We start from the raw sequence: 18679 nt of genomic DNA on the forward strand, positions 1-18679 counted from the left end.
GTGCCGCGTCCTTGTAATGATCAGCGCCGGAAGGCGTCCGCGTTGTCGCGTGCCCAGTCGGCGAAGGTGAGCGCGGGGCGGCCCAGAAGGTCTTCCACGGTGCCCGTCGTGGGGCCGGGGCGATCGCTGTAGTCGGCCAGCGAGCCGAGCAGCCGGGCGGGGACCTCCTCGGGCAGTCCTTGCGCGAGCATGCCTTGCCGTACTTGTTCGGGCGGGAGTTCCTGGAAGGACAGCGTCCGCTCGATGGCGTCGCCGATGAGCCGCACCTTTTCGTATTGGTCCAGGGACCGTGGACCGGTCAGGGTGTACACGGAATTCGCCGGGATGCTGCCGCGGAGGGCTTGTACGGTGACCTCGGCGATGTCGGTTTCGTGGATCGGGGAGGTGGCGGCTCGGCCGTACGCGCCGCGCACCACATCGCCGGCCTTGAGCTGTGGCGCCCAAGCCAGCGCGTTGGCGGCGAAGTCGGCCAGGCGCAGGATCGTCCACTTCAGACCCGAGCCGGTGACGAGATCCTCGGCGGAGGAGAATTGGGCGGCGAAGCGGGTTTCCCCCGCCGGGTATGCCACGGTGGTGGCCGAAAGCAGCACCACACGCTGCACGCCTTGCCCCACCGCCAGCTTCAGTAGCTCGTCGAGGCCCGGGCCGGTCGCACGCGGGCTGATCTGGATCGCTTCGATTCCGTCCAGGGCCGCTTTGATCCACTGTGGACGGAACAGGTCGCCACTGACGGCTTTCACCTTGCCGGGAAGCGGGGCGCCACCAGGGCCGCGAGTGACCGCGGCGACGGCGGTGCCTTCGCGCAGCAGCAGATTCATCACCTGACGGCCTACGACGCCGTTGGCTCCGGTGATCAGCATCATGATGGTCTTTCCTTCGCTCGAACTTTCAGACGGTGATCGCGACGGGCTCTTCGGCCGGGATCGCGTGGCGGCGACGGGTGGGGAGCATCGACGTCGGGTGGGAGACGCTCCAGGCCGCGGTCTTGCAGATCAGCTCCTTCAGGCGTGCGGCCGTCTTGCCGGTGACCGCGGACGGTTTGGGCTGGTCGTCCGGGGTCACCCACTGCACGATGGCGTCATGGCGACCGAGGCTGACGCACTGTCCGGTGTAGCCGATCTTGTTCGGAGGGATCGGACGCCCGGTCAGGCGCGCGGCGATGACGTCGGCGGCCAGGTGGGCCGAAGGAACGCCCGAGGCGCAGGACATCCGCAAGGTGTTGCCACTCGCGCCCGGTGCGAACGCGGCATCGCCGACGGCGTACACGTCGGGGTGCGAGACCGACCGCATGGTCTCGTCTACGACGATCTGCCCGGTCGCGGAAACCTCCAGGGTCGTGGCCGCGGCGATGGGGTGGACGGCGAAGCCCGCCGTCCAGACGGTCACCTGGGCCGGGATCGCGCGGCCGTCGGCGGTGACCGCGCCGGTCGGTCCGACGCTCGCGACGCCGGTGTGCTCGTGCACCGTGACGCCGAGCCGGTCGATCGCCTTGCGCAGGTGGCGCTGCGCCTTCTGGTTCAGCCAGTCGCCGAGGCCGCCGCGGGCGGCGAGCGCGACTTCGAGGTCCGGCCGGGCTTCGGCGATCTCGGTGACGGCCTCGATGCCGGTGAGGCCACCACCGACGACGAGCACGGTCCCGCCCGCGGCGAGGTCGGCCAGCCGCGCGCGCAGCCGCAGCGCGGACTGCTTGCCGGCGATGTGGTGGGCGTGCTCGGCGACGCCGGGAACTCCGTGCTCGGCGGCAGTGCTGCCGAGGGCGTAGACGAGCGTGTCGTAGGCGATCTTGCCGTAACCGTCGGCGAGAGCGACGGTCTTGCGCTCGGCGTCGACGGCGGCGACCCTGGCGATCCGCACCTGCACGCCCGTGCCCGCGAAGACGTCGGTCAGCGCGCGGGGCTTCAGGTCCTGGCCGGTCGCGAGCTGGTGCATGCGGACACGCTCGACGAACTCGGGGTCGGCGTTGACGAGGGTGATCTCGGTGTCGGCGGGGTGCAGTCGCTTGGCCAGGCGCCCGGCGGCGTTGGCTCCGGCGTATCCGGCCCCGAGGACGACGATGCGGTGCTTCATGGTCTCGCTCCTGTCTGGTCGGTGTTCGCTTCCTGAACCGGACAGCGGCACGAAACCTGACAGATGCGAGTTATGATCCAGGTCACCAGTTGTCGACGAGTGCTTCCCCTTGGTCCGAAATGGCCCATTGGCGTGCCGCGCGGTCGAGTTTGGCGGGGTTCGCCTGGGTGTGGACGGCCGCGATGCCGTCGGTGGTCACGTCGAGGGTGAGGACGATGACGACCCGGTCTCCGACCATCAGCACCAGCGCGGGCATCCCGTTGGCGACCGCGGCGAACAGGACGGGCCTGCCGCCGATCATCTCCCATCTGGCCTCGCTGGGCTGGAACAGTCCGCGCAGGAACCTCGCCACCCGCAGCGCACCGGTGATCGGCCGCGGCAGCGAGAAGAACACGCCACCGGCGTCGCCCGCGTGGATCGCGTCGTCGGTCAGCATCCGCACCAGTGAGTCGGTCCTGCCGCTGAGAGCCGCGGCGAGGAACTCCTCGACGATCTTCCTGGCCGCGGCCGCGTCGACCTCGACCCGTCGCCGGTCGGCGGCCAGGTGCTGCTTGGCACGGCGGTAGATCTGCTGACAGTTCGACTCGGTGAGGTCGAGGACCTCGGCGATTTCGCCGTGCGAGTAACCGAACGCTTCGCGCAGCACGTACACGACGCGTTCCTTGGCCGAGAGCCGTTCCATGAGGGTGAGCATCGCGATCGAGACCGAATCACGCTGCTCGACGGTCTCGGCCGGGCCGAGCATCCGGTCCCCGGCGAAGACCGGCTCGGGAAGCCATTGGCCCACATAGGTTTCCCGCCGCGCCCGCGCCGAGGTGAGCCGGTTGAGACACAGGTTGGTAAGCACCTTCGTCAGCCACGCCTCGGGTGTCTCGATCAGCTCCCGGTCGGCGGACTGCCAGCGCAGGTACGTGTCCTGCACCGCGTCCTCGGCGTCGCTCGCGGACCCCAGCAGGCGGTACGCGATCGCCTCCAGCCGCGCCCTCGCCGCCTCGAATGCCTCGACCTCGTGCGCTCCCACCAGCATGGCGCCCAGTTAACCAGTTACGCGTACCGTCACTCCGCCCGTTGGCTAACGTGGCCACGATCACGCGGCCGTTCTGGAGGTTGACGATGCACTCGTTCCGCACACCCGAAGGCGTCACGCTCGGGGTCGAGCATTTCGGTGACACGAAAGCACCCCTCGTGCTGCTGGTGGGCGGCACGACCATGCTCTCCTGGCCCGACGAGCTCTGCGCGTCGCTCGCGCACGGCGGCCGCCACGTCGTGCGCTACGACCTGCGCGACTCCGGCACGTCGACCACCGTCGACCCCGAAGCGCCCGCGTACACGCTCCGGGATCTCGCCGCCGACGCGGCCGCGCTCGCCCGCGGGCTGGACGACCGGCCCGCGCATCTGGCTGGCGCCGGTGTCGGCGGGATGGTCGCCCAGGTCGCCGCGCTCGACCACCCGGACGCGTTCTCCGCGCTGACCCTCGCCGGGACCCGGCCCGTCGCGCCGGGCCCGGTCGACGCGGACCTGCCCGACCACGACATGGCGGTGCTGAAGCGACGGTTCGCGCTCCCGATGCCCGACTGGTCCGATCGCGCCGCCGTGGCGGAGTTCGCCGCCGCCGGAGCGGAGGTCCTCGGCGACGATCCCGCCGCGGCGCGCGCGACCGCCGAGCGCGTCTTCGACCGCGCGCCGAGCACGGAGCCCCCCGTCCAGATGGCCAATCAGATGGGTTTGGTCTTCTCCAAACTCGACTGCGCGCCGCGGTGGCGTGAGCGCCTTCCGGAGCTCGCGATACCGACGCTCGTGGTGCACGGCCGGCTCAACCGGTTCTTCCCGGTCGGCAACGGCGAAGCGCTCGCGCGCGAAATCCCCGGAGCGCGGTTGCTGGTGCTCGAACAGGCCGCGACGGCGATCCCCGCCGCGGCCGCCGACGAGATCGCCGCCGCGATGCTCGAGCTCTAGTCATCGTCCTGGGCTCAGGACGCGCGATCCCCGCCTCCGAACAGGTCGAGCAGCTGGGAGGGGAGGGCTTTGCCGAGTTCGGCGCCGTCGAGCATCGCCAGGTTGGCGCCTTCGCCGTTCAGGGCCGCGAGGTGCGCGGCGTCGCCGATGAGGGTATTCCCGGCACCCGATCCCACCGACGCCCGGTCTCGAACCAGTCCAGCGGTTCGGCCCCGTTCCCGGACATCGACCCGCCGCCGACCGCCTTGCCGCGGCGACATGCCGGGTGTCGGCGTCGAACAGAGATAGAGGGTTGAGGCAGACGTGGTGTGTTCGGGCGGGGTGGTGGCTTGGGTGACGTGGCGCCGGAACTCGCGTGCTTGGAGCCGGATCTCGCGTGCTTGGAGGCGTAACACCCGAGTGCGGGGTCCAGGCACGCGAGTTCCGTCTCTGAGCACGCGTGTTACGCCTTCCGGCCTGCCCCTCACCCTGACGAACAGGCCCGCCCGCAACCACGACACGGTTGTCTTTACTTCTCAATAAGTCTCGACGACGGACGCGCCGGTGTACTCGGGTGCGGCGTCCGTGAGCAGCGGCCGCACCCGTGACCACGCGCCGTCGGCGCCGACCAGGAGACCGGTGACGGTGGTGCTGCCGTCGGCGAAGGCCACTTCGTGGCGGCCGTCGTCCAGTGTCCGCGCGCCGACGGCGTCGTCGCCCTTCTCGAACAGGACGGTCCCGTCCGAATCGACGACGCGCAGCGCCTGGCTGCCCTCCAGGATCAGGCCGCGGAACTCGTCCATCAGGCCTGCCGCCTCGACGGCGAGCCGGCCGTTGCAGTCGTGGATGTCGAGCATCCCCCTGCGCCCGCGCCATCGGCGAGGGCTCACCCTCGTGGACGACGACCGGAGGACGTGGAACTCACCAGCGTTTCCGGTTTGAACGCGTAGACAGCGCCGTCTTGGACGAGCACATGCCATTCACCGCAGACCTTGTCGGTCCGGCTTTCCTGGCCCTGCGGCCACCAAGGGGCGATCAGCGTGGCCGGCTGGGGCGCGGCGGGGCCCGGCACGCAGAGGTCGGGCAGCTCCCCGCCGGTGAACCGCAGGAGCCGCTCCGAACCGGTGGTCCGGATGACCTCGGTGACCGAAGCGGCCTTGTCCGGCACCCACTCCGGCAGCCGGGTGTCCTTGTCCTGCTTGCCTTCCGCGCCGGTCGGGTAGCCGACCGTCTTGACGTGGCCGTTCGCCTTTTCGGTCAGACCTTCTTTGAGACCGCATCCGGCCAAGGCGACCGTCGCGGTCGCGGTGACGAGCACCGCCGCCGTGATCTTCGTGTTCATACGATCGAGTCAAGCAAGCGGAAGTGGCGGCGTGATCGGCCTTTCGGCCCCGCCGGGCGACCATCCGGCCGATTTCGCCGCGGGCGGTCCCGGCAAGGCATGCTTCGCGCCGCTCACCCCGTTTTTCTCCCCCTATCTGGTGCCGCCTCAACCGGATGGCCTGCCGTACGGCGGAATCCGGCGCGGCCACGAAGGCATGGAGCACCGGCGCATCACCGAGGTGTGGCCATTCCATGGGGACACCGCGGCGATCGCGGCGGCTTGCACGAACTACCATTCGCGGATGACCGCCTACCACGATCTTGACGTGTTCGAGGAAGCCGCTTCCCTGCCGGAGCGCCAGCAGAAGATCCTGCTGACCATCCGCGAATGGGTGGTCGAGCACGGATACTCGCCGAGCACACGGGAGATCGGCGAAGCGGTCGGGCTGCGGTCGACGTCCTCGGTGTCGAAGCATCTGGCGGCCTTGGAGGAGAAAGGTTTCCTCCGTCGCAGCAGCTCGATTTCCCGGCCCATCGACGTGCGCGCGTTCCTGCACGGCACCCGGTCGCGACAATCCACAGAGGACTCCGTGCCGGTTCCCGTCGTCGGTGACATCGCCGCGGGAACGCCCATCTCGGCCGTCGAGCACGTCGACGACGTGATGACCCTTCCGCGTGAACTTACCGGTCGCGGGAACGTCTTCGGGCTGCGGGTGCGCGGTGATTCGATGATCGACGCGGCGATCTGCGACGGCGACATCGTCGTGGTGAAGCAGCAGCAGGAGGCGCATTCCGGCCAGATCGTCGCCGCGATGATCGACGAGGAGGCCACGGTCAAGGTGTACCGCCGCCGCGACGGCCACGTGTACCTCGAACCGCGCAACCCCGCCTACGACGTCATCGACGGGGATCGTGCGGCCGTGCTCGGCGTCGTGGTCTCGGTGCTGCGCAGCGTCTGAGTTTCTGTCGGTGGGCCGGAGTAGGGTTCCGGCCCATGTACGAAATCGACTTCGTCGAGTTCCCGTCGGACTCGGCCGGGGCTTCCAGCCGGTTCTTCGAGAAGGCCTTCGGCTGGACGGCGACGCCGTACGGTCCGGCATACAGCGACGTCCAGAGCGGCGGCGTGGTCTCGCTCGGTTTCCAGCAGGACGCCGCGCAGCAGACCGCGGCGCCGCTCGTGACGATCCGCACCGACGACCTCGGCCGGGCGAGGGATTCCGTCGAGGCGGCGGGCGGAGTCGTCACGGTGGAGCCGTTCGCCTTCCCCGGGGGGCGCCGGTTCCACTTCCGCGAGCCCGGTGGCGCCGAATTGGCGGTGTGGACCCCGGACGCCTGACTTCGAACGGCGAACCACGTCACAACCCTCGACGGCACGTTTTAGAGCAAGCGCTCTGTTACTGTCGCCCCATGCCCCGCCCTCGCGTGCACGATCTGGACCGGTTGCTCGACACCGCCGAGCGCCTCGTCGTCGAGGCCGGCGCCCAAGGGGTCACCCTCCGGTCTCTCGCGACCGCGGCCGGAGTTCCCAACGGCACGATCTACCACGCCTTCGGCTCACTCGGCGCGTTGCTGGCCCGCGTGTGGCTGCGTGCGGCGGGCGACTTCCTCGACCTCCAGGCCGAACTGGCCGGCCAGGCGGAAGACCCGGTCGCGGCGGTCGTGGCCGCGGCGGGCGCACCGGCCGCGTTCGCCGACGTAAGACCCGAAGCGGCCAGGATGCTCCTGACCGTCAAGAAGGAGCACCTGCTCGGCCCGCAGGTTCCGGAGGATCTCGCCGGCGACCTCCTGGCACTGGACAAACGCCTGCTCGCGCTCCTGATCAGGCTCGCCGAAAGGCTCTGGGACCGGCGCGACGCCCAAGCCGTCGAGGTGCTCACGACCTGCGTGGTCGACCTGCCGACGGCCCTGTTCCGCCGCGCGTTCACCGCGGGCGAGCCCATCTCCGAAGACTCGCGTGCGCGGCTCACCGCCGCGGTCCGCGCCGTACTCCTGCTCCCGCCCCGAAAGGACCGAAATGCCCACCCTGCGCGATGAAGCCCCGGTGTTCGTGCTCGACCTCGGCGACGACGAGAACCGTTTCTCGCCGTCGTGGCTGGAGACCGTCCATTCCCTGCTGGACACCGTCGTCGCGCATCCCGATCCGGCGGTGCTGGTCACCACCGGCTCCGGGAGGTTCTACTCGAACGGCCTCGACCTCGAATGGCTCACCGCCAACAGTGACCAGGCCGGAAAGTACGTCGCCGACGTCCACGAACTGTTCGCCCGCGTGCTCACTCTCGGCGTGCACACGGTCGCCGCGATCAACGGGCACGCGTTCGGCGCCGGCGCGATGCTGGCGATGGCGCACGACTTCCGGGTGATGCGCGCCGACCGCGGGTACTTCTGCTTCCCCGAAGCCGACATCGACATCCCGTTCACGCCGGGGATGGCCGCGCTGATCCAGGGCAAGCTCACCCCCGCGGCCGCGATCGCCTCGATGACCACGGGACGCCGCTTCGGTGGCACGGACGCGCGAGACCTCGGTCTCGTGGACGCCGTCGCCGAGGAGCCGGCCCTGCTCGGGTACGCCGCCGACGTCGTCCGGCCGCTCGCCGGAAAGGATCGCGGCACCATTTCCGCGATCAAGACCACGATGTTCACCCCGGCCGTGACGGCACTTCGCACCGCTTAAGGGCACAATCGTCGATCGTGAGCGAAGATATTTCGCGTGTTGACGTCGGCGAGTCGGCCGAAGCCACGCACCACGCCTGGTCGATCAACGTGCTCTCGCTGCGGGACGAACGGATCCGCGAGATCACGTCGTTCCTCGACTCGGACCTGTTCGCGAGATTCGACCTTCCGCCCACGAAGTGAGTGTGACGGAGGCATGCGCAAGAAGATGCTGATCGGGCTGGCGGTGACCGTCACCATCGTCGGCGTGGTCTTCGCCGTCGCGTTCGCCTTTCAGCGCAAGCTGATCTACCTCCCCGAGGGAGGTCCACTGCCCAGCGCCGCGGATGTCTTGCCCGGCGGGCGGGACGTCACACTCACCACCTCGGACGGGCTGAGCCTCGCGAGCTGGTACTTCCCGATCCCCGAGGCGAAGGCGACCGTGCTCGTCGCGCCGGGCAACGCCGGGAACCGGTCCTTCCGCACGCCGATAGCCCGCGCACTGACCGCACGCGGACTATCGGTGTTGCTTCTGGAGTATCGCGGTTACGGGGGCAATCCCGGCGACCCGTCCGAGGACGGGCTCGCGCTCGACGTCCGCGCCGCTCAGGAGTTCCTGGCGCGCGAGGCCGGAACGCCGCTGGTGTACTTCGGTGAGAGCCTCGGCTCGGCGGTCGTCGCCGAACTGGCCACCGAACGTCCGCCGTCCGCCCTCGTGCTGCGCTCGCCGTTCGTCGACCTCGCGTCGGCCGGACAACGGCACTATCCGTTCCTGCCGGTCCACTGGCTGCTGCGGGACGAATTCCCGACGCGCGAGCATGTCTCGCGTGTGCGGGCTCCGGTCACCGTCGTCTACGGCCTGGCGGACTCGATCATTCCGGCCGGGCAATGCCAGGAGGTGGCGAAGGCGGCCGGTGCCAGGGTGGTCGAAGTCCCCGGCGCCGACCATAACGACCCGGCGCTCTCCGCCGGGCCGGAACTGGTCGACGCCATCGCGGACACGGCCCGTTGACCGGGCTCAGCCTTGCCGCGCGCTCCGGCGCAGTGACAACGAGTGGCCGGGGTTGAGCTTGCGGCCGAGGCGATCGGCCTTCGGCCAGCGGACGTCGGTCGCCCAGCCCGCCTTCTCGAACAGCCAGATCAGCCGCGCGGAGATGTCGAGCTGACCGCGACGGACACCGTGCCGGGCACCGGTGGGATCGGCGTGGTGGGAGTTGTGCCAGGACTCGCCCATCGAAGCGATGGCGAGCGGCCAGAAGTTCGCGGACTTGTCGCGGGCGGCGAACGGGCGGTCACCGATCAGGTGACACAGCGAGTTCACCGACCACGTCACGTGGTGCAGCAGCGCGACCCGGACCAGGCTCGCCCAGAAGAACGCGGTGAGCGCACCCCACCACGACATCGTGATCAGCCCGCCGAGCACGGCCGGGGCCAGCAACGTCACGAGGGTGAGCACCGGGAACAAGCGATCGATCCGGGCGATGTCACGATCGGCCTGCAGATCCGGCGCGAACCGTGCCACGTTGGTCTTCTCACGGTCGAACAGCCAGCCCATGTGGGCGTGCCAGAAACCACGGGCCAGCGCGGCCGGGGTGGTGCCGAATCGCCACGGGGAGTGCGGGTCGCCCTCGCGGTCGGCGAAGGCGTGGTGGCGCCGGTGGTCGGCCACCCAGCCGATGACCGGGCCCTGCATGGCCATGCTGCCCGCGACCGCGAGGGCGATCCGCAGGCCGCGGTTGGCCTTGAAGGCGCCGTGGGTGAAGTAGCGGTGGAAGCCGATGGTCACGCCGAGGCCGGTCAGGAAGTAGAACCCGGCGGCGAGGCCGAGGTCCACCCAGCCGAGGCCCCAGCCCCAGGCGAAGGGGACGGAAGCGGCCAGTGCCAGCAGGGGCACCACCGCGAACAGCTTGACGAGAAAGTTTTCGGTGTTGGACTGCTCCCCGGACAACAGGGGCTGTGGCGCCTGCCGCTCTTCGCTGTCCGGGTTACTTAGAACTGAAGTCATGTCGTCGCTTCTTGTCGATTGCCAGGACTGATACCGGCTGAGTCAGCCGGTGTCACGGCGCGACGCACGAAGGCGACGCCCGCGACGAATTCTGCGCGAGCGTGCTTGGTCAACACACCACCCAAAACGTTGGTCTGGTTCGTTCAACGAACGACGTCAGCCGAAGGTTCCGGTGTGGGGTAAGAGGGTTCGCGAAAAAGATCCACATATCGTTCGCCCTGAGGGGCCGTATGGTCGTGTCGCTCGACCTGAGTGTCGAGCGGATGGCTGAACAGCGCACTGTCCATGCTGTGAGTTTTGACGATGAAACCTTTCGGAAGGACCGCTGGTTCGCGGTCTTCGGCGAGGTCGGGGGCGATTTCCACCCGTCTCGTGCCGGATCGGCGTCACGCTTGAAGAGCGCCGCCGTGGTCAAGGATACACGCCCTGGGGCCGGAACCCCAGGGCGTCCGCCCTCGATCAGCCGTTTGACGGCGCCGTCACGTTGAGAGCGACGACGACGGCTTCCTCCTCAGCGGCGAAGTGTGCTTCGAGCTTGCCCGCGAGCGCGTCGAAGTCGTCGCGCAGCCGGACCGGGTCACTCTCGCCGTGGACGTATCCCTCGACGAGGTCACGGATCCGCTTCTGCAGCGCCGCGACGACCACATGGTCCTCACCGAGCTTCGTCAACGTCGACGCGAGCGCGGGAAACCGTTGCGCCAGCATCGGAAACGCACCCATGTCCTCGCCCGTATGATGTTTGGTCAGCGCCTCGCAGAACGAAACACAGTGCGCCCGCAGGGTTTTCTCCATACTGAGCGAATCCGCGCGACCGGCGACAATATCGTCGACTCCGGCGCGCAGCGTCTTGAGCTCCCCGCGCAGCCACTCGTGGACCTCCACCAGGAAATCCCCCATCCCCCGCACCCGGTCGTCGATCCGGTGCAGGATCACGACGGGCAATACCCGCGACGTTTTCGCCTGATACTCGGCGAATCCCGGTTCCGCGGTGACGACCTTCGCGAACAACGCGTCACGCTCCGCTCCGGCAGGAATGGCCGCGATCGCCTCGTAGGTCTCGGTTCCCGTCTCGATCGTCACTCGCTGGTCGTGCCGGATGTTGTGGTACCAGCCGGGATGCTTCGGCGCTCCCAGGTTCGAAGCCACGACGACGGTCTTGCCATCGATTTCCAGATACCCCAAGGGATTCGTCCGGCGCTCACCGCTCTTCGCGCCGGTGGTGGTCAGCTGGATCAGTTCGTTGAAGCCGGTCAACGTGTTCCTTTCCCATCGCTATGTCGACAGGAGGGCGGAACCGCCACCGGAAGAAGGGCACAACGAGGGCGACCCACTGATACAAAGGGTCCCGAACACACCGCATGGAGGCGTCATCCCACGACGTGGGGATGTGGAATACGAGAGACGGTGTGTGCCGATCTCTGGTGGCTGAGTAGCCGCTACCTCCATGCGTAGGCCCATACGGGGCTCGAAGCAGACGCTAGCACAAGGTCGACTTCTCGCGCACCTCCCTACTGGCCGTGTAGTTGCCGCTTCGCGGCTTTCAAGTCACTTCGCAGCCCTTTAACCCACCTAAGGGAATCGAGCGATGGCCAAACTCTGCATAAGAATTTGCTAGCACACCTGTTCGAGCGCGGGTATTCTTGAGGTCGTGGCCAGCGAAAACAGTCCTCAGGTGGTGCGCTCCGAGTGGTGGCGTGCCGATACTGCGACGCTGCACGCCCGCAAACAGGAAATCGAGTTTTTGAAGCGCCGGTTGGATGCGGAGCAGAATGCGATTCTCGCGGAAATCAATAGCCGTGGGGTTCGTGGATGTTCTGGTCATTCGACGCTGGCTGCGCTGATCTTCGAGGACTTCCATGTCACGGACAAGGAAGCCAATGCCCGCGCTGACCGGGTGCTGGCGTTGCATCCAGGCCCGTCTATCGGCGGAGATCCTCAGCCGCCGCTGGCACCGCTGACCGCCGAAGCCGCCGCCGAGGGCGCGATCGGCGGCAGTCAGATCGACGCGATCATCCGTACTCTCGCCCGCATCCCGTCCACCGTCTCGGAAGAAGACGTGCGCGGTGGAGAGAAGATCCTGGTCGAGCTGGCTCGCCGGGCCGGGCCCCGGCAGATCGCCCGCGCCGGACGACGGCTCCTGGACAAGCTCGACCCTGACGGGAAAGAACCCCGCAACGAGGACCCAAAAGACGTCCGGCCGGAGCTGCGGTTCATCACACACCGCGACGGCACCCTCGGCCTCACAGCCACCCTCGACCTCGAAACCTATGCGCGATTGAAGTCCGACCTCGACCCCATGGCCAAACCCCACAAAGCCATCGACGGGGTCCGCGACTCTCGTACCCCCGACGAACGCTACGGGGATGCTTTCACCGACTACGTGCGGTTGAAGACCACCAGCCGGAACCTGCCCGGCCAAGCCGGGGAAGCCACCCACATTCTGGTGACCATGTCCTACGACGACCTGATCAACGATCTCGGCGAGGCGCATCTGGATCTCGTCGGGCCGATCAGCGCCACCGACGCCCGCATCCTGGCCTGCGACGCCCGCGTCCGGCCCGGAGTACTGGGCACCGCAGGCGAACCGCTGGACATCGGCCGATCCAAAAGGACAGTGTCACTGGCGCAGAAATACGCCTTGACCATCCGCGACGGAGGCTGCGCCTTCCCCGGCTGCGACATGCCGGTGCCACGCTGCACCGCCCACCACATCGTCTTCTGGCGACACCACGGCGATACGAAAATCGACAACCTCGTCCTGCTCTGCACCAAGCACCACCGGCTGATCCACCACAGCCAATGGAAAGTCCAGATCGCCCAAGACGGACTCCCCGAATTCACCCCACCCGCCTACCTCGACCCCACCGGCCAACCGAGGCGCAACACCATGCACCTCAGGACATAGACCGAAGCAACCGCGCGAGTCAGATCCCTCGAACCTCACCGACCAGCCGCAGCGGTACGCGAGGTTTCCAAGCCAGTGCGCATTTGCGTCCCCCGGGCACCACAACACCGGCCGATCCAAGGCTCAACGTCCTATCCACAGTCACGGCCGGCGCCGCCTTCGTCATCAACCCGCGCCGTTACCTCACCCCTCAATGACCACATTCCTCCAGCACCGCAAGGATCACGTGCCGCGTTGCCTGCCATCGCGGCGTTGGTCTTCCCGGAGTACGGCAAGGCCGTCAGCGCCTGCGAAAGCGTCCGTCCTCGGCCGCGGGGCTCGCGTCGTCCACGCGCGACGCCGCAAGGAAGACTTCCCTCGCCTCGGCGGGCAGCAGATCCCATACCGGAAACAGATCCCCGGCGCCGCTCTCCCCGATCGGCAGCCTCACGGCGAGGTCGTCACCCAGCCGGAACATGGCGTTGACCGTGCCACCGGACGGCCACCGCTCGACCGCCGGAAGTCGTCCACCGTCAAACGTTTTCCCCCAGGCCGAGGATTTCCGGCCGCACCGCGTACTTCCGCCAATACCGCCCCGGATCCTCGACCAGACGCCGCCGGTGAAGATCCAGCAATCCGGAAAGGCTTTCCACCTCGGCCACCACGGCACCGTCCGGCGCCAGGAACTCCTGGACGACCCGGGAAACCTTGCCCGGCTCCCAAGCGAACCGGGTCAGTACGTCGACCCGCGCACGGGCACGGAGTTCGCGGCGAAACCGGATCGTCGTTTCGAGATTGACCGGACCGAGGTTCTCGGCCTTGAGCGCCAACGGATCCACCCCGGCGGCCCACGCGCATTCCCAGCGCGCGTGATCGGCGTAGGCGAGGTAGGCGGGACCGCGTACGTGGCCGTTCAGGTCGAGATCGTCCGTGCGGATATCGATGGTGACGCGGAAAGGTTCGGGCATTCCTCGATCTTCGCCGGAGGCGCCCGCTCAGTCTGGAACGTTTCGGCCAGTCTGCCGAACCCAGGATCGCACCAGCGCGCCGGGCGAGGTTCCCGACAATCGACGGCACTCCCGGCCGAGATGGGACTGATCCGCGTAGCCCAGCTCGGCGGCGACATCGGCGAGCGACGAACGCGTCCGCGCCACGGCCTCGACCCGATCGAGGAATCGATGGAATCGCAACACCCGCTGCAGTTCCTTGGGTCCGACGCCGACGGCGTGCCGTACGTGCCGCCGGAGGCCACGCTCGCTGACTCCCAGCTGCCTCGCCACCTGGTCGGCGCGAGCGCCGGGCGACCGCAGCGCACGGGCGGCGGCGAGCGGCAGACCGGCCGGCTCGACCTCCCGGATCCGGTCGGCGACCAGCGCCTCCAGCACGGATCGCGCCTCGACGGGCGTCGAGCACTCGGCCAGTCCTGATTCGGCGCGACGGGCGCGAGCGCCCCACAGTTCGCGCAGCGGGGTGGTGCCCGCCGCCAGGTCCGTCATCGGCAGCCCCAGTACCGCGCCACCGGCGCCGCACCGGAGGCGGAGACCGACTGTCCAGTCCACCGACGGCAGTTCGTGCCGCAGCACCCCGCTCACCGTGGTGACCGCGGCGAGCCCCCGCCCGTCCCACACGAGATCCACACAGCCGTCCGGGAACACCCGCAGGGGACGGCTGCAGCCGACCCGGCCCGTCCAAGCGCGCTCGACCACACCGGCGACCTCCGCGGCCGGTGTGCTCTCGCGATAGATCGACCTGCCCGAACGGCGGCGCAGCGGAACTCCCACGACCGGCAGTATGCCCCCGCCCACCGACAAGATGCGCGTCACTTGATCTTGCTGGAGACTGCCGAGCGTGCTGCGGCCGGTACTCGACCCGTCCCCCGCCGAGTGGATCTCGTCCCGACTCGGCGGGGCGTTCGGCGCGGCCTGCCGTACGGTCCCTCGCGCATACGCCGCCTATGCCCGGATCTGTCACCCGGCCGAACGCGATCGCGGCGGCTGGGCGAGCTGGAGCGAAGCCGCGGCGGAAACGGGGCGGCGCGCACACGGCGCCATGCAGTGGCAGGCCCTCGTCGGCTCTCCGGATCCGGTGAACCTCACCGGCTCACTCTGGCGGGGCTCACCGCCCGGCCGCGGCACCCTGCCGTCGCACAGCCTCACCGCCCTGCTGGCCGTCCTCGGCGACCATACGTCCACCGCGGACGCCTGGTTCTGCCTGTGGGAAGGCTACGGCTGGGCCGACGAGGCCACCCTGTCCCGCGAACACCTGGAAGCTCCCCGTCTGCGGCATCCCGGCCGCGACTACCTGCTGTTCACCGGACCACTGACGGCGGCGACGCGACTCGGCTGGCGGCCGCGGCCGAACTGGTTCGAAGCGCAGTCACCCAACTTGTTCTGGCCGGACGACCGCGCGTGGTGCGTGGCCACCGAAGTCGACTTCGACTCGACCCTCGTCGCAGGCGAGGAGACCCTGATCGACGCACTCCTCAAGACGCCCGGCCTGGAGGCCTGGCGTATCGAACCCGACACCTCGCTCGCCGCGGACGCCGACCGGATCAACCAGCTCCCCTGACGGCTACGCGGAGTGACCCTCACGCGCCTGCCCTCATGCAATGAGCCTTTTCCATCCTGAGGTTCCGAGGGTGTGGGGGGCGTGAGTGGTGATGACGGTTCTGGCGGACCGGTACTTGCTGACCTGCTGGAACCTGACCTCGCCTTGGTGCCGCTACGTCCGAGTGGGGAGGATTCCGGCCGTCCAACGGCCGGAATCCTCCCCACTCGGCTGTGTCAGCCGCAGGGCCCGAGCTGCACGACGCCGATCAACGGAAGATCGAGGACATTCAACGTCCCCGATCTTCCGTTGATCAACATCGGGACCAGGGCAACCTCACGACGATGTGGGAATCGGGACACTCACTGCCAAGCCTTACCTCACAGTCGACTACCTGCGAGGTAAGACCTGCTCGTGAATGGCGCCACTCACGCCCCCACACCCTCTGAACCTCAGGATGGAAAAGGCTCATTGCACGCGGGCGGGCCTGGGTAAGGCGGGTCAGCGCTCTTCGATCGCGTCGACCTTCGACGGGTAGAAGGCGACGTGGTCCTTGATCCCGGCGACCGCGTCGTGCGGCGCCTCGTAGGTCCACACGGCGTTCTCGGCGACGCCGTCACCGGTACGGATGCTGTAGTACGACGCGTCACCCTTGAACGGGCAGTACGTCGAATGTTCCGTCCGCTCCAGGAGGGCGAAGTCGACGTCGGCGCGCGGGATGTACTGCGCCGGCGGGTAGTTCGCCTCCTGCAGCGTCAGCACGTTCGCGCTGTCCGCCACGACCTTCCCGCCGACCGTGACGACCACCCGCGCCTTGTTCGGCGTCACCGTGATCGGGTGGTTCGCGCTGGGCTTGAGCACCTTCTTGTCAGACATGGATCAGCTCCCTCGGGGGTTTCCGATACCGGGCACAGCGACGGCGCCCCCGCGAATATTCCCCTCAGGGCAGGTAGTACATCAGGTTCGGCAGCTTTACCGGACCTCCGCGTAACCACCTTCGAGGTCGCTGAACTGGTCGCCGAAGTTGAGCACGATAGGAACGTGCCTTTGCCGATCGCTTGACGTCTAGTTCGACCTGGCCGATGTTGGCGGGCTGTTACAGCAGGCCGGTGAACCGGCTCGGGGAAGTGCTCCTCAAGTGAGCTGTGCGCGGCACAGGAACGCTACTCCAGAACGGCCGATTCTGGTCAGTACCAAGGTAGCTTCTTCACCGCCACGAGGCTTCAGTTTGCGCCGCAAGGCATCCGGGTCGATGTCGAGACCGCGAACGAGGATCTCCAACCGCCCGATATCGTGTTTTCTCAGCAGTACGCGCAGATTCTTCTCACTGTACGGTCCGTACTCGAACACCCGGAACGCCCGGATTCCCGGCGGTGGAACGTCTCCCGTGAGATAGGCGATCCGCTCGTCGAGCTGCCACAAGCCATGTCGCGCGGCGTAGTGCCGCACGAGGCCCGCCCGGACGACGGCGCCGTCGGGATCGACGATCCATTCACCCGGCTCACGTACGGGGATCTCGTCGGGATCGGCGTCGGTGACCGTCCACTGTGCACCGTCCGAACGCAACACCGTCGCCCGCCGCGACACGGTGGATCCTACTCCGCGCCACAGGCACGCCTCTCGGACCTGACCGTCCAAAGAGACCAGTTCGACCTCGTCGGCCCAAGGCGCGATGGAGAAATCGAGCCCCGGTGCGCATTTGACCGAAAGTTCGCGGCCGGTGTACGCCTCGACCAGTCCGTCCAGCGGCGGCAGGAAATCGGCGGGTTTCCACGCCCGTCGCCCGGCCGAGTCGCGACGGGCGGGGTCAGCGACGATCACCGAGGAACGGCTGACCGGCCGAAGCGCGTCGGCACGCAGTAAGTCAGGGGAAACCCCGGCTTCGACGGCGTTGTGCCGTGCCATCGCCAGCCGGACCTCGTCCAGATCCGAGCCCAAGGCGCGCGAGGCGACGCGCGCGATCTCGATCAGGTCCGCGCCGACGGAACAGGTCACGTCGTGGACGTCGCGGTCCGCCAGCCGCGCGGCCCGATGCCGGGCGACCGCGGTGGCGCTGGCCTGCTGGAGCGCGTCACCGGTGAACAGCCACGAGGCCGCGGAGTCCAGTTTGGCGGATGACTTCCGCCGCAGCACCACCGTTTCCAGCACCGCGGCCGCGTGGTCCGGGGCGATCCGGCGCACGGCGGCGACGTCGGCGATGCGGGTCTTGTCGGTCAGCGGCAGGGACGAGCAGTCGGCGAGCGCCGCGCTTCCGGCGCCGGAGCGCAGGAAGGCGACGTCGTCGAGCGTGAACTGATACGGCACCTACGACCGCTTGGTACCGGTGATCATCACGTTGTAGAACAGTTCGCGCGGCAGCACCTTGGCGAGCAGTTTCTTGTCCAAAGCGGACAGCCGCAGCCACAGCCGGTACGCGAACAGACGCCAGCGCAGGGTCAGTTTCTCCTGCGGCACGGCGGCTTCGAAGGTCCGGATCGGCCAGCCCGCGAGCGCGGCCGCGAACTCTTCGGTGACCGCGCGGACATCCTGCGCCCCGGCGCCACGAGCCATCGACTCGAGTTCGGACGGGTCGAAGGTGTGGATGTCGACGACGGCCTCCAGCGCGGCCGCACGGGAGGACTCGTCGAGTTCCTCCTGCGGGCGGCGCCAGCCGTTCAGCACCGGCAGCTTGGTCAGGTTGGTGGTGAGGTACCAGGTGAGCTGGCCGAGCTTGCGCGCGTAGAAGTCGCCGACCTTCGTCGGCTCACCCGCGAACACGAACCGGCCGCCCGGCTTCAGCACGCGCAGCACCTCGGCGAACGCCGCGCGGACGTCCGGGATGTGGTGCAGCACCGCGTGCCCGACGACGAGGTCGAAGCTGTTGTCTTCATAGGGGATCCGCTCGGCGTCGGCGACCCGGCCGTCGACGTCGAGGCCGAGGTTCTCGGCGTTGCGCAGCGCGACCTGGACCATCCCCGGTGAGAGGTCGGTGACCGACCCCTTCTTGATGACGCCGCCCTGCATCAAATTTAGCAGGAAGAAGCCGGTGCCACTGCCCAGTTCCATCGCGGTCGGGTACGGCTGGCCGTCCTCACCGGCGACCGCGTTGAACACGTCGGTCGCGTAGGAGATGCAGCGCTCGTCGTAGGAGATGGACCACTTCTCGTCGTAGGTCCCGGCTTCCCAGTCGTGGTACAGCACGTTGGCGAGCTTGGGGTCGGCGAAAGCGGCCTTGACCTCTTCGGCGGTGGCGTGCGGGTTCGGCGCCGGATCGTTCACCTGCGTCATCG

Annotated in this window: 24 protein-coding genes; 9 read left to right on the forward strand and 15 right to left on the reverse strand. The window is 68.3% G+C overall.

Annotation, left to right across the window (positions count from 1 at the left end; genetic code table 11):
• Positions 1-20: 20 nt before the first annotated feature.
• The 3 genes from ACZ54P_RS10050 to sigJ form a co-directional block, all read right to left on the reverse strand.
• Positions 21-863 carry an NAD(P)H-binding protein gene (locus ACZ54P_RS10050; protein WP_465461161.1) on the reverse strand — a complete coding sequence of 281 codons (843 nt, stop codon included), beginning with the start codon at positions 861-863 and terminating at the stop codon, positions 21-23.
• A gap of 25 nt (positions 864-888) precedes the next feature.
• Complete coding sequence (locus ACZ54P_RS10055; RefSeq protein WP_465461162.1) at positions 889-2067, reverse strand: NAD(P)/FAD-dependent oxidoreductase; 1179 nt, start codon at positions 2065-2067, stop codon at positions 889-891.
• 82 nt (positions 2068-2149) lie between these two features.
• Positions 2150-3094, reverse strand: coding sequence for an RNA polymerase sigma factor SigJ (gene sigJ, locus ACZ54P_RS10060; protein WP_465461163.1), 945 nt, complete (start codon positions 3092-3094; stop codon positions 2150-2152).
• Between the two features lie 86 nt (positions 3095-3180).
• Here sigJ and ACZ54P_RS10065 point away from each other — a divergent pair, with 86 nt between their 5' ends.
• Positions 3181-4023 (forward strand): alpha/beta fold hydrolase, encoded by an 843-nt coding sequence (locus tag ACZ54P_RS10065; protein ID WP_465461164.1) that lies wholly within the window; start codon positions 3181-3183, stop codon positions 4021-4023.
• A 14-nt stretch (positions 4024-4037) separates the two neighbouring features.
• Here the strand turns inward: ACZ54P_RS10065 and ACZ54P_RS10070 are convergent, their stop codons facing one another.
• The 3 genes from ACZ54P_RS10070 to ACZ54P_RS10080 all read right to left on the reverse strand — a co-directional run bounded on the left by ACZ54P_RS10070 (position 4038) and on the right by ACZ54P_RS10080 (position 5344).
• Positions 4038-4199 carry a hypothetical protein gene (locus tag ACZ54P_RS10070; protein ID WP_465461165.1) on the reverse strand — a complete coding sequence of 54 codons (162 nt, stop codon included), beginning with the start codon at positions 4197-4199 and terminating at the stop codon, positions 4038-4040.
• A gap of 339 nt (positions 4200-4538) precedes the next feature.
• Complete coding sequence (locus ACZ54P_RS10075; RefSeq protein ID WP_465461166.1) at positions 4539-4859, reverse strand: hypothetical protein; 321 nt, start codon at positions 4857-4859, stop codon at positions 4539-4541.
• A gap of 29 nt (positions 4860-4888) precedes the next feature.
• A complete protein-coding gene (locus ACZ54P_RS10080) occupies positions 4889-5344 on the reverse strand; it encodes a hypothetical protein (RefSeq protein WP_465461167.1) in 456 nt (151 codons plus the stop codon).
• A 283-nt stretch (positions 5345-5627) separates the two neighbouring features.
• Between ACZ54P_RS10080 and lexA the strand changes: the two genes are divergently transcribed.
• The 6 genes from lexA to ACZ54P_RS10110 all read left to right on the forward strand — a co-directional run bounded on the left by lexA (position 5628) and on the right by ACZ54P_RS10110 (position 8986).
• A complete protein-coding gene (gene lexA / locus ACZ54P_RS10085) occupies positions 5628-6284 on the forward strand; it encodes a transcriptional repressor LexA (RefSeq protein WP_465461450.1) in 657 nt (218 codons plus the stop codon).
• 35 nt (positions 6285-6319) lie between these two features.
• The gene (locus tag ACZ54P_RS10090) at positions 6320-6661 is read left to right on the forward strand and encodes a VOC family protein (RefSeq protein ID WP_465461168.1); all 342 of its coding nucleotides are present in this window, start codon (positions 6320-6322) and stop codon (positions 6659-6661) included.
• Positions 6662-6732: 71 nt separating this feature from the next.
• A complete protein-coding gene (locus ACZ54P_RS10095) occupies positions 6733-7359 on the forward strand; it encodes a TetR/AcrR family transcriptional regulator (protein WP_465461169.1) in 627 nt (208 codons plus the stop codon).
• Positions 7340-7996 carry an enoyl-CoA hydratase/isomerase family protein gene (locus ACZ54P_RS10100; protein ID WP_465461170.1) on the forward strand — a complete coding sequence of 219 codons (657 nt, stop codon included), beginning with the start codon at positions 7340-7342 and terminating at the stop codon, positions 7994-7996. The genes ACZ54P_RS10095 and ACZ54P_RS10100 overlap by 20 nt, the downstream gene beginning before the upstream one ends.
• Before the next feature lie 17 nt (positions 7997-8013).
• Complete coding sequence (locus tag ACZ54P_RS10105; RefSeq protein WP_465461171.1) at positions 8014-8178, forward strand: hypothetical protein; 165 nt, start codon at positions 8014-8016, stop codon at positions 8176-8178.
• Between the two features lie 13 nt (positions 8179-8191).
• The gene (locus tag ACZ54P_RS10110; protein WP_465461172.1) at positions 8192-8986 is read left to right on the forward strand and encodes an alpha/beta hydrolase; all 795 of its coding nucleotides are present in this window, start codon (positions 8192-8194) and stop codon (positions 8984-8986) included.
• A 6-nt stretch (positions 8987-8992) separates the two neighbouring features.
• Here ACZ54P_RS10110 and ACZ54P_RS10115 read toward each other — a convergent pair whose 3' ends face one another.
• The 3 genes from ACZ54P_RS10115 to ACZ54P_RS10125 all read right to left on the reverse strand — a co-directional run bounded on the left by ACZ54P_RS10115 (position 8993) and on the right by ACZ54P_RS10125 (position 11233).
• Positions 8993-9979: an acyl-CoA desaturase gene (locus ACZ54P_RS10115; RefSeq protein ID WP_465461173.1), complete on the reverse strand. Its 987-nt coding sequence runs from the start codon at positions 9977-9979 to the stop codon at positions 8993-8995.
• A 143-nt stretch (positions 9980-10122) separates the two neighbouring features.
• Positions 10123-10344: a hypothetical protein gene (locus ACZ54P_RS10120; protein WP_465461174.1), complete on the reverse strand. Its 222-nt coding sequence runs from the start codon at positions 10342-10344 to the stop codon at positions 10123-10125.
• 94 nt (positions 10345-10438) lie between these two features.
• Positions 10439-11233 (reverse strand): nitroreductase/quinone reductase family protein, encoded by a 795-nt coding sequence (locus ACZ54P_RS10125; protein WP_465461175.1) that lies wholly within the window; start codon positions 11231-11233, stop codon positions 10439-10441.
• A 394-nt stretch (positions 11234-11627) separates the two neighbouring features.
• Between ACZ54P_RS10125 and ACZ54P_RS10130 the strand changes: the two genes are divergently transcribed.
• Positions 11628-12884, forward strand: coding sequence for an HNH endonuclease signature motif containing protein (locus tag ACZ54P_RS10130; protein ID WP_465461176.1), 1257 nt, complete (start codon positions 11628-11630; stop codon positions 12882-12884).
• 280 nt (positions 12885-13164) lie between these two features.
• Here the strand turns inward: ACZ54P_RS10130 and ACZ54P_RS10135 are convergent, their stop codons facing one another.
• Genes ACZ54P_RS10135 through ACZ54P_RS10145 form a run of 3 tightly spaced genes read right to left on the reverse strand, consistent with a single transcriptional unit; the run spans position 13165 to position 14644 of the window.
• The gene (locus tag ACZ54P_RS10135; protein WP_465461177.1) at positions 13165-13341 is read right to left on the reverse strand and encodes a hypothetical protein; all 177 of its coding nucleotides are present in this window, start codon (positions 13339-13341) and stop codon (positions 13165-13167) included.
• Positions 13342-13396: 55 nt separating this feature from the next.
• Positions 13397-13831, reverse strand: coding sequence for an acyl-CoA thioesterase (locus ACZ54P_RS10140; RefSeq protein ID WP_465461178.1), 435 nt, complete (start codon positions 13829-13831; stop codon positions 13397-13399).
• Between the two features lie 27 nt (positions 13832-13858).
• On the reverse strand, positions 13859-14644 hold the full coding sequence (locus ACZ54P_RS10145) for a helix-turn-helix domain-containing protein (protein ID WP_465461179.1): 786 nt from the start codon (positions 14642-14644) through the stop codon (positions 13859-13861).
• A 67-nt stretch (positions 14645-14711) separates the two neighbouring features.
• Between ACZ54P_RS10145 and ACZ54P_RS10150 the strand changes: the two genes are divergently transcribed.
• Positions 14712-15431, forward strand: coding sequence for a hypothetical protein (locus ACZ54P_RS10150; RefSeq protein WP_465461180.1), 720 nt, complete (start codon positions 14712-14714; stop codon positions 15429-15431).
• A gap of 480 nt (positions 15432-15911) precedes the next feature.
• On the opposite strand, the gene ACZ54P_RS10155 is transcribed toward ACZ54P_RS10150, so the two are convergent.
• The 3 genes from ACZ54P_RS10155 to ACZ54P_RS10165 form a co-directional block, all read right to left on the reverse strand.
• Positions 15912-16286: a DUF427 domain-containing protein gene (locus ACZ54P_RS10155; RefSeq protein ID WP_465461181.1), complete on the reverse strand. Its 375-nt coding sequence runs from the start codon at positions 16284-16286 to the stop codon at positions 15912-15914.
• Between the two features lie 258 nt (positions 16287-16544).
• Positions 16545-17714, reverse strand: a complete 1170-nt coding sequence (locus ACZ54P_RS10160) for a class I SAM-dependent methyltransferase (protein WP_465461182.1) — start codon at positions 17712-17714, stop codon at positions 16545-16547.
• Positions 17715-18677, reverse strand: a complete 963-nt coding sequence (locus ACZ54P_RS10165) for a methyltransferase domain-containing protein (RefSeq protein WP_465461183.1) — start codon at positions 18675-18677, stop codon at positions 17715-17717.
• Positions 18678-18679 lie beyond the last annotated feature (2 nt).

Source organism: Amycolatopsis sp. NPDC034160 (assembly GCF_055575355.1).